At 68.8% G+C, this 12,428-nt stretch carries 15 protein-coding genes and 1 tRNA gene; 14 read left to right on the top strand and 2 right to left on the bottom strand.

Annotated features, from left to right (window positions below; translation table 11 throughout):
- A complete protein-coding gene (locus WBG06_RS04325; RefSeq protein WP_336735283.1) occupies nucleotides 1-411 on the bottom strand; it encodes a hypothetical protein in 411 nt (136 codons plus the stop codon).
- A 149-nt stretch (nucleotides 412-560) separates the two neighbouring features.
- Between WBG06_RS04325 and WBG06_RS04320 the strand changes: the two genes are divergently transcribed.
- The 11 genes from WBG06_RS04320 to WBG06_RS04270 all read left to right on the top strand — a co-directional run bounded on the left by WBG06_RS04320 (nucleotide 561) and on the right by WBG06_RS04270 (nucleotide 10,410).
- Entirely contained in the window at nucleotides 561-1,256 is a 696-nt protein-coding gene (locus tag WBG06_RS04320) for an NAD-dependent deacylase (RefSeq protein WP_336735281.1), read from the top strand.
- Nucleotides 1,257-1,287: 31 nt separating this feature from the next.
- Entirely contained in the window at nucleotides 1,288-2,007 is a 720-nt protein-coding gene (locus tag WBG06_RS04315) for a hypothetical protein (RefSeq protein WP_336735280.1), read from the top strand.
- A gap of 63 nt (nucleotides 2,008-2,070) precedes the next feature.
- A complete protein-coding gene (locus WBG06_RS04310; RefSeq protein ID WP_336735279.1) occupies nucleotides 2,071-3,264 on the top strand; it encodes a Fic family protein in 1,194 nt (397 codons plus the stop codon).
- Nucleotides 3,265-3,385: 121 nt separating this feature from the next.
- Nucleotides 3,386-4,750, top strand: coding sequence for an MDR family MFS transporter (locus tag WBG06_RS04305; protein WP_336735644.1), 1,365 nt, complete (start codon nucleotides 3,386-3,388; stop codon nucleotides 4,748-4,750).
- A 57-nt stretch (nucleotides 4,751-4,807) separates the two neighbouring features.
- Nucleotides 4,808-5,956, top strand: a complete 1,149-nt coding sequence (locus WBG06_RS04300) for an acyl-CoA dehydrogenase family protein (RefSeq protein ID WP_442945406.1) — start codon at nucleotides 4,808-4,810, stop codon at nucleotides 5,954-5,956.
- Between the two features lie 259 nt (nucleotides 5,957-6,215).
- On the top strand, nucleotides 6,216-6,677 hold the full coding sequence (locus WBG06_RS04295) for a PPOX class F420-dependent oxidoreductase (protein ID WP_336735278.1): 462 nt from the start codon (nucleotides 6,216-6,218) through the stop codon (nucleotides 6,675-6,677).
- Nucleotides 6,678-6,726: 49 nt separating this feature from the next.
- Nucleotides 6,727-7,965 carry an amidohydrolase gene (locus tag WBG06_RS04290; RefSeq protein ID WP_336735277.1) on the top strand — a complete coding sequence of 413 codons (1,239 nt, stop codon included), beginning with the start codon at nucleotides 6,727-6,729 and terminating at the stop codon, nucleotides 7,963-7,965.
- A 2-nt stretch (nucleotides 7,966-7,967) separates the two neighbouring features.
- Complete coding sequence (locus WBG06_RS04285) at nucleotides 7,968-8,474, top strand: hypothetical protein (protein WP_336735276.1); 507 nt, start codon at nucleotides 7,968-7,970, stop codon at nucleotides 8,472-8,474.
- Nucleotides 8,458-9,192 carry a VIT1/CCC1 transporter family protein gene (locus tag WBG06_RS04280; protein ID WP_336735275.1) on the top strand — a complete coding sequence of 245 codons (735 nt, stop codon included), beginning with the start codon at nucleotides 8,458-8,460 and terminating at the stop codon, nucleotides 9,190-9,192. Before WBG06_RS04285 ends, WBG06_RS04280 begins: the two co-directional genes overlap by 17 nt.
- Before the next feature lie 33 nt (nucleotides 9,193-9,225).
- A complete protein-coding gene (thpR, locus tag WBG06_RS04275; RefSeq protein WP_336735274.1) occupies nucleotides 9,226-9,786 on the top strand; it encodes an RNA 2',3'-cyclic phosphodiesterase in 561 nt (186 codons plus the stop codon).
- 93 nt (nucleotides 9,787-9,879) lie between these two features.
- Complete coding sequence (locus WBG06_RS04270) at nucleotides 9,880-10,410, top strand: DoxX family protein (protein WP_336735273.1); 531 nt, start codon at nucleotides 9,880-9,882, stop codon at nucleotides 10,408-10,410.
- 154 nt (nucleotides 10,411-10,564) lie between these two features.
- On the opposite strand, the gene upp is transcribed toward WBG06_RS04270, so the two are convergent.
- Complete coding sequence (gene upp / locus WBG06_RS04265) at nucleotides 10,565-11,206, bottom strand: uracil phosphoribosyltransferase (protein WP_336735272.1); 642 nt, start codon at nucleotides 11,204-11,206, stop codon at nucleotides 10,565-10,567.
- 80 nt (nucleotides 11,207-11,286) lie between these two features.
- On the opposite strand from upp, the gene WBG06_RS04260 reads away from it, so the two are divergent.
- From WBG06_RS04260 to WBG06_RS04250, 3 genes are all read left to right on the top strand, one after another.
- Nucleotides 11,287-11,799 (top strand): tRNA adenosine deaminase-associated protein, encoded by a 513-nt coding sequence (locus WBG06_RS04260; RefSeq protein WP_336735271.1) that lies wholly within the window; start codon nucleotides 11,287-11,289, stop codon nucleotides 11,797-11,799.
- Nucleotides 11,800-11,825: 26 nt separating this feature from the next.
- Nucleotides 11,826-12,293, top strand: a complete 468-nt coding sequence (locus WBG06_RS04255) for a nucleoside deaminase (protein WP_336735270.1) — start codon at nucleotides 11,826-11,828, stop codon at nucleotides 12,291-12,293.
- A gap of 10 nt (nucleotides 12,294-12,303) precedes the next feature.
- Nucleotides 12,304-12,391: transfer RNA gene (locus tag WBG06_RS04250), tRNA-Ser, on the top strand.
- Nucleotides 12,392-12,428 lie beyond the last annotated feature (37 nt).

Below are 12,428 nucleotides of genomic sequence, written 5' to 3'. Positions count from 1 at the left end.
CTAGGAAACGGTGTCGACGATGCAGATCGCCAGCGTGGAGAAGTAGACGACCCCGGCGAAGAGGGCGTGGAACCCGACCCGGAACGGGAGCCGTCGGTCGAAGATGGAGCGGACGGCGAGCTTGTAGGTGTTGGCCGTCGAGAGGTGGCTGCCACCCATGCGCCGAGTACGCCGCAGCAGCATGTTGTCGCCGAAGCCGTTGCCGATCGTGATCATCACGAGGGCGGCCCAGGCGTAGAGGACCTGGTCGGAGAGGACGTACGCGACCCACGACCCGGCCCCGGCGACGGAGAGGACGACGTGGGCGATCACCACGCGCGGGTGAGCGCGGCCGTGCCGGAACCAGCCCGTCAGCAGCAGGACTCCGACTGCTGCCTGGACGAGCCAGGCCACGAGGACGACGTACGTCATGCTGTGACGGTACGAGCCCTCGGGTCGCTCCGGGCGGGCCGAGTCGGCGATCCCCGATAGAGGGGAAGCCGCGACATGTTCCGGCTGATGACCAAAACAACCCTCCGGGGGCAGCGGAGGTTTCGTGGATGTCGCTAGCCTCGTTGCTTGTGAAAGTTGTCGTGCTCACCGGAGCCGGGATCTCCGCCGAGAGCGGTCTTGCGACCTTCCGGGATGCCGATGGTCTCTGGCAAGGGCACCACGTCGACGACGTGGCCACGCCCGAGGCGTTCCGTCGCGATCCTGCGAGGGTCCACCGGTTCTACGACGATCGCCGTCGGGAGCTGCGGGCGGTGGTGCCCAACCCGGCCCATCTGGCACTGGCGAGGCTCGAGCAGGTCCTCGGCGACGACCTGCTGGTGGTCACGCAGAACGTCGACGATCTCCACGAGCGCGCCGGGTCGCGCCGGATCGTGCACATGCACGGGGAGCTGCTCTCGGCCCTCTGCGACTCCTGCCAGGGGCGGTTCGCCTGGGACGACGATCTCGCCGACGAACCCGCCTGCCCGGGCTGCGGCAACGACACCTTGCGGCCCGACGTGGTGTGGTTCGGAGAGATGCCCTACGACCTCGACCTGATCGAGCGGGCGCTCCTCGAGGCAGATCTCTTCGTCGCCGTCGGCACCAGTGGCGCGGTCTACCCGGCCGCCGGTTTCGTACGCATGGCCGCTCTCGCCGGGGCCAAGACCCTCGAGCTCAACCTGGACGCTTCCGAGAACTCGCACCTCTTCGACGACAGCCGCCACGGTCCGGCCGGCAAGCTGGTGCCGGAGTGGGTCGCCGACGTACAGGCGGCTTCGCGTTGACCCCTTCGTAATTTCTGTCACGATAGGCCGCGTGCTTCGCCATGCCGTGCCCACGACCGTCCTCATCGTCGCGCTGACCAGCGCTCTCGCCGGTTGTGGCGGGGAGGAGGAGGGGAGCCTGTCCCAGGCACGTGACTACGCGAAGGAGTCCGGGAACCAGATCGCCGAGGACGCCCGGACCGCGATGCATGCCATCGACACCGTCCACGTGGAAGGCGACGTGCTCGACTCGGAGGGCACCAAGATCACCGTCGACCTCGACGTCTCCGCCGACGACACCTGCGCGGGCAAGGTCGGCATCGGCGATGGTGAGATCTCGCTGCGCTCCATCGACGGAGTGGCCTGGTATCAGGGCGACAAGGAGTTCTGGAGGTCGGTCGCGCCGGCCAAGGGTGCGGGCGACCGCATCGCCAAGCGGGTCGGCGAGAAATGGGTGAAGCTCGAGGGCGAGCTGGCCAGCTTGCGTGCCTTCTGCAGCATCGACAGCCTCACCGCTCAGATGGTCCCGCCCGAGGCGGAGGCCGAGGCGGTCGGGCCGACGATGTCGGCCGACGGCCCCGCGGTCCGCCTCGACGTCACCCACGGCGAGACCGAGAGCCGGACGTTCGTCCTCGCCGCGGAACCCCACCGGATCGTCAAGTGGACCCAGGACGGCTCCGGCGAGCTGGTCTTCTCCGACTTCGACAAGGAGTTCGAGGTCGTGGAGCCGGCCGCCGACGAGGTCTTCGACCTCGCCGAGCTGGAGAAGTGAGAAAAGATCGGTCGCTATTCTCACTTTTCATGGAAATGTGAGAATAGCGCGTACGCTCTTCTCATGATCGACAACGGTGCTGCGTTGATTCCAGCGGCGGAGCGTGTCGTCGTGCCGTGGCGCCAGAGAATCAAGGGCGGCACCATCGATGACCGTCGGCTGGCGGAGGTGACAGTCAGCATCCCGGCGCGCATCTCCGACGTCCGCCTGAGCGTTCCGCCCGGCGTGGCCGCCGAGTGCGATGAGGCGGTTCGAGCGATCGCGTCGCTGGACGCCACCCATGGCCCCCAGCTTCGTCCGCTGGCGACGATGCTCTTGCGTGCTGAGTCGATCGCGTCGTCGAAGATTGAGCACGAGATCGCCTCGGTCGAGGACTATGTCCGCGCCCTGCATGGCGCCAAGTCGAACTCATCTGCGCTCTCGATGGTTCGCGCCACCGGGGCTCTGGATCGGCTCGTCGCCGGTCCACTCGATCTCGCGACGCTTCTGGACGCGCATAGACGACTCATGCGTGAAGACCCCATCGATGGGCCGTACGCCGGGCGCTGGCGTGACATGCAGAACTGGATCGGGGGTAGTGGCCATTCGCCGCGGGGTGCGGTCTACGTGCCTCCTCCGCCGGACCGTGTCCCTGATCTGATGGATGATCTGGTCGACTTCGCGACCCGCGACGACATCGCAGTGATTCCGCAGGCCGCGATCGCGCACGCGCAGATGGAGGCGATTCATCCGTTCACCGACGGCAACGGCCGTATCGGCCGGGCGCTTGCCGCGGCGGTCGTGCGCCGTCGCGGCATCGCGCGTGTGGTGACGGTCCCGATGGCTTCCGCGTTGGCGACCCGTCGAGATGCCTACTTCCAGGCGCTGAACCGCTTTCATGCGGGCGACGCCGAGCCCATCATCAGCATCATCGCGACCGCCTCGACCATCGCGGCTGAGGAGTCGAAGGTGACGGCATCCCGACTCGGTGAACTTCCTGACGACTGGCAGGAGCGGGTGCGGCCGAGCAAGGCCAGTGCGGCTGAATCTCTCCTGGCCAAGTTGGCAATCGAGCCTGTCATCACCACAGCGGACGTCGAGGACGATCTCGGTCTCTCGGTTGCGACGACACATCGGGTCATCGACCGTCTTCGCGACGCCGGCGTCATCCGTCCACTGACCAACAGGACCCGCAATCAGGTCTGGGGTGCGGGCGACATTCTCGATGAGCTCGCCGACCTGGATGTACGCATAGCGGCCCGTGCGCGAGCGGACTGAATCCAGTGGAATGAACAGGCTGTCGTGAGGCTTACTCAGTGATGTGCCCACCTCGACGACCAGACCAACGCGCAGCTCGGTAGGCCTTCGGAGCGAGCGCGGGCCGATCCTGCTCGCCGTGATGGTGTCGCTGAGCCTGGTGGCGATCGACCTGACGATCCTGGCGACGGCGGTGCCGAGCGTGGTCAAGGACCTCGGCGGGTTCGAGCAGTTCCCGTGGCTCTTCTCGATCTATGTGCTGGCCACTGCGGTGACCACGCCGCTCTACGCCAAGGTCGCCGACCGGCTCGGCCGCAAGCCGGTGATGATCGCCGGGATCGTGGCGTTCCTGGTCGGGTCGTTGCTGTGCGGGCTGGCCTGGTCGCTGACCGCGCTGATCGTCTTCCGGGCGATCCAGGGCATCGGCGCCGGGGCGATCCAGCCGATGGCGATGACGATCGTCTCCGACATCTACACGCTGGAGGAGCGGGCGGTCGCGACCTCGTACGTCGCCTCGGTCTGGGCCACCGCCGCCATCGTCGGGCCGACGCTGGGCGGCGTCTTCGCCGACTACCTCGACTGGCGGCTGATCTTCCTGATCAACCTGCCGATCGGCGCGCTCGCGCTGTGGCTGCTGCGCCACTTCCATGAGAACCGCCAGCCTTCACCGACGGCCGCCATCGACTGGGCCGGGGCCGGACTGCTGACCGTCGGCGGCATCGCGCTGCTGCTCGGGCTGCTCGAGGGTGGGCACGCCTGGGCATGGGCCTCCTGGCCCTCCTACCTGATCTTCGCGGTCGGCATCGTCGCCCTGGTCGCGTTCGGCTTCGTCGAACGGCGTGCCGCCGACCCCGTGCTGCCGCCCTGGGTCCTCACGCACCGAGTCCTCGCGCCGGCCAACGCGGCCAGCCTGATCGTCGGTGTGGTGATGCTCGGGCTGACGACGTACGTCCCGCTCTACGCCCAGAGCGTCCTCGGCCACTCGGCGGTCGTCGCCGGGTTCGCGCTCGCCGGGATGAGCATCGGCTGGCCGATCGCGGCGGCGACGGCCGGCCGGATCTATCTCTCGAAGGGGTTCCGGGTCGCGGTCGGGCTCGGCGCGATGCTGGTCATCGCCGGTGGGCTGGTGCTGGTCACGGTCGGCGAGTCCTCCTCGTTCTGGCACCTGGCGATCCCGTGCTTCGTGCTCGGCCTCGGCTTCGGCTGGTCGGTCAACCCGGGTGTCGTCGCCGCGGGGTCGGCAGTCGCCTGGGAGGTGCGCGGAGTGGCGACCGGGTCCAACATGTTCGCCCGCTCGGTCGGCTCGGCGCTGGGGGTCGCGCTCTTCGGCGCGGTCGCGAACGGACTGGTCAGGCGTGAGTACGCCGGGGGAGAGGTGCCTCCGCTCGAGGCGCTGCCCGCCGACGTCCTCGCGCCGGCCCTGCACGTCGTCTTCGTCGTCGGGCTGGTCGTCTCGCTCCCGCTGCTGATCGTGGCGTGGCGTACGCCGGTCCGGATCGACCACTGACCGGGGTTTCGCGCCGGGGGTTACCAACCAGTAACTCGACGTCGTAGACTCCAGGGCATGCTGAAGCGCGACCATTACGAGGAAGACCACGAGGACTTCCGAGCCTCCGTCCAGCAGTGGCTGGAGCGTTCGGTCAAGCCCCACACCGACAAGCACATCGCCGACAAGGCGCTGCCCCGCGAGTTCTGGTTGGAGGCTGGCGAGAACGGCTTCCTCGGTCTCGCGATCCCGGAGGAGTACGGCGGCGCCGGCGCCGAGGACTTCCGCTTCAACGCGGTTCTCGCCGAGGAGCTCGCCAAGATCGGCGCGGCCTACCCGACCTGCGTCGGCATCCACTCCGACATCACCGCTCCCTACCTGGTCCGCCTCGGCACCGAGGAGCAGAAGCAGCGCTGGCTGCCGGGCGTCGCCTCCGGTGAGATCCTGCTCGCCATCGGCATGACCGAGCCGTCGGGCGGGTCGGACCTCGCTGCGCTGAAGACCACCGCGGTCCGCGACGGCGACGAGTGGGTCATCAACGGCTCCAAGACCTTCATCACCAACGGCTACTCCTGCGACCTGGTCATCACCGCGGTCCGCACCGACCCGGAGAAGGGCGCCAAGGGCATCACCCTCTTCGCGATCGAGGCGACCAAGGAGGGCTTCTCGCGCGGCCGCAAGCTCGACAAGGTCGGCATGGAGGAGTCCGACACCGCCGAGCTGTTCTTCGAGAACGTCCGCGTCACCGACGCCGAGATGATCGGCGAGCTCAACCGCGGCTTCATCCACATGATGGAGGAGCTCCCGCAGGAGCGCGTCTCCTGCGCGGTCGCCAACATCGCGCAGGCCAAGCAGATCCTGATGGAGACCGTCCAGTACGCCAAGGACCGCAAAGCCTTCGGCCAGTCCATCGGTGCCTTCCAGCACAACAAGTTCCTGCTCGCCGAGCTGGTCACCCAGATCGAGGTCGCCGAGGCCTACGTCGACAAGTGCGTCGCCGCCCATGCCCGTGGTGAGCTCTCCCCGGTCGAGGCCTCCAAGGCCAAGTGGTGGTCCTCGCAGGCGCAGTCCGAGGTGCTCGACCACTGCGTCCAGATCCACGGCGGCTACGGCTTCATGAACGAATACCGGGTCGCTCGCGCGTGGCGCGACGCCCGCGTCACCAAGATCTGGGCTGGTTCCAACGAGATCATGAAGGAGCTCATCGGCCGCGACCTCGGCTTCTGAGCCTCTCCTCGTACGTCCTCGACGGGCGTCCGCCTTCGGGTGGGCGCCCGTCGGCGCATTTTCCGGTGCGCTTCGGGGCGCTACGACCGCCCGGAAGCGCCGACAGAAATAGGTCTGTAATAGATCGTCTATTGTGAAACTATCTGCTACGGTCTCTTTTGTCTCCCAGACGAATGAGGAGAGTCGCCGGGTCGCTCCGGCTCACCCTGCGCAACCGCCAGCGGCCCGACCGGCCGCCTCACCCCAAGGACTGATCCACATGACCAAGCCCGCCGAGCCCCGCATCCTCGCCGACCAGGAACTCAGCGACCTGCTGGCTGGTCAGCAGTTCGGTGTGCTGGCCACGGTCAAGCGCAGTGGCCACCCCCACCTGTCGACCGTGATGTACGGCTGGGACCCGATCGAGCGAATCATCCGAGTTTCCACCACCGCGGAACGGCTCAAGGCCCGCCAGGTGCGCAACAACCCGCACGTCTCCCTGCATGTGAACGGGCCCGACATCTGGTCTTTCGCCGTGGCCGAAGGGGAGGCGGAGGTGTCGGAGGTGACCACCGAGCCGGGTGACGCCACCGGCAGGGAACTGCTGGCCCTCGTCCCGAGATTCCAGGACCCGGCAGAGGAAGCCGCCTTCCTGCGGCAGCTGGTCGCGGAGGGAAGGGTGGTGATCAGGCTGCATGTCAAGCGCCTGTACGGCACAGCCCTGGACGTCGTGGGGGCATAGGCGTCCGGCTGCTCGGGCGCACGGACCGGAACCCGGCATGATGGGAGGCATGACCCAGCGCTCCTCTGTCGCCATCACCCATGCGTACGTCGTCCCGATCTCGGGAGAGCCGATCGAGAACGGGACGGTCGTGATCGAGGACGGGGTGATCACGGCGGTCGGAGCCGACGTCGCCGTCCCCGACGGCATCGACACCATCGACGCCGAGGGCAGGTGGCTGCTCCCGGGGTTCGTCGAGGGTCACGGCCACATCGGCACCCACGAGCAGGGCGAGGGCTGGGCCGGCGACGACACCAACGAGATGACCGACCCGGACGGCGCGGCGCTGCGGGCGATCGATGCGATCAACATCGAGGACGAGGGCTTCCGTGACGCCCTCGCCGGCGGGGTGACCACCGCGGTGATCAAGCCCGGGTCCGGCAACCCGATCGGCGGCCAGACGGTCGCGATCAAGACCTGGGGCGGCCGGACCATCGACGAGCAGGTCATCTCCGACGCGGTCTCGGTCAAGAGCGCCCTCGGCGAGAACCCCAAGCGCGTCTACGGCGACCAGAAGAAGACCCCGTCGACCCGTCTCGGCGTCGCCCACATCATCCGGAAGGCCTTCGTCGAGGCCCAGAACTACGCCGCGAAGAAGGCGGCCGCCGAGGAGAAGGGCGAGCCGTTCGACCGCGATCTCGGCAAGGAGACCCTCGCCCGGGTCCTCTCCGGCGAGCTCGCCTGGGACCAGCACACTCACCGCGCCGACGACATCGCCACCGCCATCCGCCTCGCCGAGGAGTTCGGCTACCGCCTCGTGGTCAACCACGGGACCGAAGGTCACCTCCTCGCCGACGTGCTCGCCGAGAAGGACATCCCGGTCATCTACGGCCCGATGTTCGTGAGCCGCTCGAAGGTGGAGGTGCGCAACCGGGCGAACCGCAACATCGCCGCCATGGCCGCCGCGGGCGTGCGGGTCGCGATCACCACCGACCACCCGGTCATCCCGATCAACTTCCTGGTCCACCAGGCCTCCTTCGCCGTACGCGACGGCCTCCCGCGCGACACCGCTCTGGCCGCGATCACGACGAACCCGGCGAGCTTCCTCGGTCTCGACGACCGTGTCGGTGCGATCGCGCCCGGTCTCGACGGCGACGTGGTCCTCTGGTCCGGCGACCCGCTCGACACCGATCACCGTGCCGAGCGCGTCTTCATCACCGGGACCGAGGTCTACAGCTGGGACAGCGCGGCCGACGCCGGCCGTGGCGGCGGGATCACGCGCGAGCGTGTGGAGCGGTTCGGGATCTGATCATGCGCAACGAACGCCGGACGGAGGACGTACCCGAGATCATGACCCCCGCAGACATGACCGAGCGCCATCGCCGCCCCGCCGCGCACCTCCTGGCCGTCCTGGCGCTGCCGCTGACGCTGGTGCTGGGCCCGTTGCTCGCCGGATGTGGCTCCGAGGCGGAGGACCCAGGCGCTAACGTGTCAGACGTGCCGACATCGACCAGCCCGACGCCCGCCGAGGATCCGACGGTCGCCGCCGCGATCGCCGACCTGGCCAAGCGTCAGGGAGTGAAGGCCGAGGAGATCACCGTCGTCTCCCACGACAAGGTGACCTGGCGCGACAGCAGCCTGGGCTGCCCCGAGCCCGGGAAGATGTACGCGATGGTCCTGACCGACGGCGTACGCGTCGTGCTCGAGGCCGGCGGGCAGACCTACGAGTACCACGGCGGCGCGAGCGGTCCGGTCACCTTCTGCGAGAACCCGCAGGATCCCGCACCCGACAAGGGGAGCAGTGACGCACCCCAGTGAGAGCGCCCACGCCGGCCACGATGACGCCGAGGAGCGGGCCGACGGCCTGAACAACCGGCTCAACTGGCTGCGCGCCGGCGTCCTCGGGGCCAACGACGGCATCGTCTCCACCGCCGGTGTGGTGATGGGTGTGGCCGGCGCGACCACCGACGACGGCGCGATCCTCATCGCCGGCGTCGCGGCTCTGGTGGCCGGAGCGATCAGCATGGCGGCAGGGGAGTACGTCTCCGTCTCGACCCAGCGCGACACCGAGGAGTCGCTGATCGCCAAGGAGCGCCGCGAGCTGCTGGAGATGCCCGAGGAGGAGCTCCGCGAGCTGGAGGGCTTCCTGCGCGACCGCGGGCTCGAGCCCAGCACGGCCGCCGACGTCGCCCAGCAGCTCACCGAGCGCGACGCGCTGCGGGCTCACGCCGCCCTGGAGCTCGGGATCGACGTCGACGACCTCACCTCGCCCTGGGCTGCGGCCGGCGCCTCGATGGTCTCCTTCACGATCGGGGCCCTGCTGCCGCTCCTGGCGATCACGCTCTTCCCCGACAGCGTCCGGATCTGGGCGACGGTCCTGGCGGTCGCCGCCGCACTCGCGGTCACCGGCTGGACCAGTGCTCGCCTCGGCTACGCACCACCGGTGCGGGCAGCGCTGCGCAACGTCACCGGCGGCCTGCTGGCCATGGTCGTGACCTACGTCGTGGGCGACCTCCTCGGCACACAACTCGGGTGATTCTGCCCGTCCTGCCGGGCACAATGGGCATCGATGAATCGAATGTTCGTGGCGGTGATCCCGCCGGAGTCGGTGATCGAAGACATCGACGAGTTCTTGTCCGTACGCCGCGACGCGGCCGCCTTCCGCTGGTCGGCGCCCGAGCAGCTCCACCTGACGCTCGCCTTCGCGGAGCACGTCCCCGACCGGTCCCTCGACGATGCGATCGAGCGGCTGGAGACGGCGGCTGGGCGGCGTACGCCGTTCGAGCTGACCATCACGGGCGGCGGTGCCTTTCCCAACGTCGCCGAGGGCAAGGTCCTCTACGCCGGGGTCGAGACCGAGGCCTCCGAGGAGCTCGACCGGATGGCTGCCGGTGCCCGGAACGCGCTGGTCAAGGCCGGGGTAGAGGTCGATGGCGGCCGGTTCCGACCCCACCTGACGATCGCCCGGACCGGCACGCCGGTCGAGCTCAGCAACTGGGTGCGGCTGCTCGATGCGTACCGTGGCCCGGCCTGGACCGTCTCGTCCTTCGTGCTGGTCCGCTCGCTGCTCGGCGAAGGGCCGCGGAAGCGTCCGGTCCACGAGGTCGTCGCGGAGTTCCCGCTCGGGTGACGCACACCCACGCACACCCCGGGTGGTAACGGTGGGGAGCCGAGGTCGCTACCGTGTGCGGCTGTTCTGACCTGACCCAGAGGAGAACCGGACATGAGTCGTCGAGTGGGGCGCAACGCCTACACCGGACTGTTCAACGACGTCGTACTACTTGCCGCCCGGGTGGTGATCGGGGGGATCTTCGTCGCGCACGGCTGGCAGAAGTACGACCAGGGCTTCGCCGGAACCGAGCAGTTCCTGGGCGGTCTGGGGGTCCCCGAGCCCGCGATCGCCGCTCAGGTGGCGACGTACGTCGAGCTCGTCGGTGGTGCGCTGCTGATCCTGGGCCTGTTCGCGCCGGTCGTCGGCGTGGTGCTCGCCGCCCAGATGGCCGGAGCGATCTGGTACGCCCACCGCACCACCGAGGTGTTCGTCGACCAGGGCGGCTGGGAGCTCGCAGCCGCGCTCGGCACCGCCGCGCTCGTGCTCGGCCTGGTCGCCCCCGGCCGGTTCACCCTCGACCAGCTCCTGACCTGGCCCTTCAAGGCCCGCGCCGCGAAGCGCAAGGCCAAGAACGCCGAAGCGGCCGAGACCGAGGCCGCCGAGCTCCCGCCGGTCGAGGAAAAGGTCACGATCAAGGCCTGATCCTCCTGGGCTGCTCTCCCGCGAGCTGTAACACGTCGTTCGTAGTACTACTCGCCCTCAATGAACGACCGGATAGTGCTACGAACGACGTGTTACACGTGATCGAGGCCCGCGAACACCGCGCCGCCCGGGCTGCCGGGTCGGCCTGGCTGCCTCAGCCGGCGACGCCGTAGAGACGGTCTCCGGCGTCGCCGAGGCCCGGGACGATGTAGCCCTTCTCGTTGAGCTTCTCGTCGACGGCGGCGGTGACGAGCCGGACCGGGGCGGTGATGCCGTCGAGGGCGTTCTCGAGCGCCTCGATGCCCTCGGGGGCGGCCAGGAGCGTGACCGCGGTGATGTCGTCGGCGCCGCGGGCGACCAGGAAGTCGATCGCAGCGGCCAGCGTGCCGCCGGTGGCCAGCATCGGGTCGACCACGTAGCACTGGCGGCCGGAGAGGTCCGCGGGGAGCCGCTCCGCGTACGTCGTCGCCTCCAGCGTCTCCTCGTTGCGGACCATGCCGAGGAAGCCGACCTCGGCGGTCGGCAGCAGCCGGATCATCCCGTCGAGCATGCCGAGACCGGCCCGCAGGATGGGGACGATCAGCGGCTGTGGGTCGGTGAGGCGTACGCCCTGCGTCGGTGCGACCGGAGTGACGATGTCGACCGGGGCGACCCGCACACCGCGGGTCGCCTCATAGGTGAGCAACGTGACGAGCTCGTCCGCAAGCCGACGGAAAGTCGAGGAATCGGTCTCTTTGTTACGCAGCGTGGTGAGCTTGTGGGCGACGAGCGGGTGGTCCACAACGAGGGTCTCCATGGGTTGAACCCTACGATCGGTTCGTCCCGAGGTCACCAATCCCCCTAGACCCGCGGCGGTTTCGGTGTCACTCTGGTCGTGTGTCTGATCAGCTGGAGCAGATCGAGGGTGTTGACTTCGCCGTCGCGATGTATCGCGAGAACGGCGCCTGGGTTGTGCGCGAGCTCGCTCACGACCTGCTGACCGATGTCGAGACTCTGACGCACGCGCTCCACCGCTTTCCAGGCGATGGCGGCGCGATCGCGATGGCAGCGATCGACGAGGACTTCTTCGTGATCGTCCGCGTCACCGGCGCCGCGACCAGGGTGCTGCTCTCCGACGTGACCGCGGCCGACGAGTGGGAGCTGGCCGCCTCGGCGCTCGACGTGCTCGGGCTCCCGCTGCCCGAGGAGATCGAGGAAGAGGAAGAGGCCGACCCTGCCGGTGACCTCAGCATCCTCGCCGACTTCGGGATGAGCGCGGTCGACATGGGCATGCTCATCGACGACATGTTCGAGGACGACCTCTACCCCGACGAGACGCTCTCCGAGATCGCCCGGGCGATCGGTTGCGGCGAGGCCTTCGACGACGCCGTCGGCCTCCAGCCGGCGTGACCCCTGCCCACCGGTGGGAGGCCCCGATGCGGGCCGCCCTCGACGAGGGTCGTGCTGCGCTGGCGACCGGGGACGTGCCGATCGGTGCGGTGGTGGTGGACGCGGCCGGTGCTGTGATCGGCCGCGGCAGAAACGTACGCGAGGCCGATGCCGACCCCACCGGTCATGCCGAGGTGGTGGCGCTGCGCGAGGCGGCCAAGGCGCGGGGCGAGTGGCGGCTGGAGGGCTGCACGCTCGTGGTGACCCTGGAGCCGTGCACCATGTGCGCCGGTGCCGCGGTCCTGGCCCGCGTGGAGCGGATCGTCTTCGGCGCCTTCGACGACAAGGCCGGTGCGGTGGGTTCGCTGTGGGACGTCGTACGCGACCGCCGGCTCAACCACCGGCCCGAGGTCGTCTCGGGGCTGATGGCGGAGGAGCAGCGCGCCTTGCTGGAGTCCTTCTTCGGCGCGCACCGGGGTGCCCCCGATTTCGGCGAAGGCACCCCGAGGTTGTAACTTATTCGGCGGTGACGTGTCCGAGCGGCCGATGGTGCAACACTCGAAATGTTGTGTAGGGAGACCTACCGTGGGTTCAAATCCCACCGTCACCGCCACACGGAAAACCCCTGGGCAACCAGGGGTTTTCTGCTT

The organism is Nocardioides sp. CCNWLW239 (assembly GCF_037137035.1).
GTDB lineage: Bacteria > Actinomycetota > Actinomycetes > Propionibacteriales > Nocardioidaceae > Nocardioides.
Note: the sequence above shows the minus strand (reverse complement) of the source record. Positions and strands in the feature narration are given on the sequence as shown.

What these genes read in the sequence shown, in the direction of transcription:
- WBG06_RS04295 (WP_336735278.1), top strand. Translation starts at nt 6,216, where the DNA reads ATGACCAAGCCCGCCGAGCCCCGCATCCTCGCCGACCAGGAACTCAGC.
- thpR (WP_336735274.1), top strand. Translation starts at nt 9,226, where the DNA reads ATGAATCGAATGTTCGTGGCGGTGATCCCGCCGGAGTCGGTGATCGAA.
- upp (WP_336735272.1), bottom strand. Translation starts at nt 11,206, where the DNA reads ATGGAGACCCTCGTTGTGGACCACCCGCTCGTCGCCCACAAGCTCACC.
- WBG06_RS04285 (WP_336735276.1), top strand. Translation starts at nt 7,968, where the DNA reads ATGCGCAACGAACGCCGGACGGAGGACGTACCCGAGATCATGACCCCC.
- WBG06_RS04270 (WP_336735273.1), top strand. Translation starts at nt 9,880, where the DNA reads ATGAGTCGTCGAGTGGGGCGCAACGCCTACACCGGACTGTTCAACGAC.
- WBG06_RS04290 (WP_336735277.1), top strand. Translation starts at nt 6,727, where the DNA reads ATGACCCAGCGCTCCTCTGTCGCCATCACCCATGCGTACGTCGTCCCG.
- WBG06_RS04300 (WP_442945406.1), top strand. Translation starts at nt 4,808, where the DNA reads ATGCTGAAGCGCGACCATTACGAGGAAGACCACGAGGACTTCCGAGCC.
- WBG06_RS04310 (WP_336735279.1), top strand. Translation starts at nt 2,071, where the DNA reads ATGATCGACAACGGTGCTGCGTTGATTCCAGCGGCGGAGCGTGTCGTC.
- WBG06_RS04325 (WP_336735283.1), bottom strand. Translation starts at nt 411, where the DNA reads ATGACGTACGTCGTCCTCGTGGCCTGGCTCGTCCAGGCAGCAGTCGGA.
- WBG06_RS04305 (WP_336735644.1), top strand. Translation starts at nt 3,386, where the DNA reads ATGGTGTCGCTGAGCCTGGTGGCGATCGACCTGACGATCCTGGCGACG.
- WBG06_RS04255 (WP_336735270.1), top strand. Translation starts at nt 11,826, where the DNA reads ATGCGGGCCGCCCTCGACGAGGGTCGTGCTGCGCTGGCGACCGGGGAC.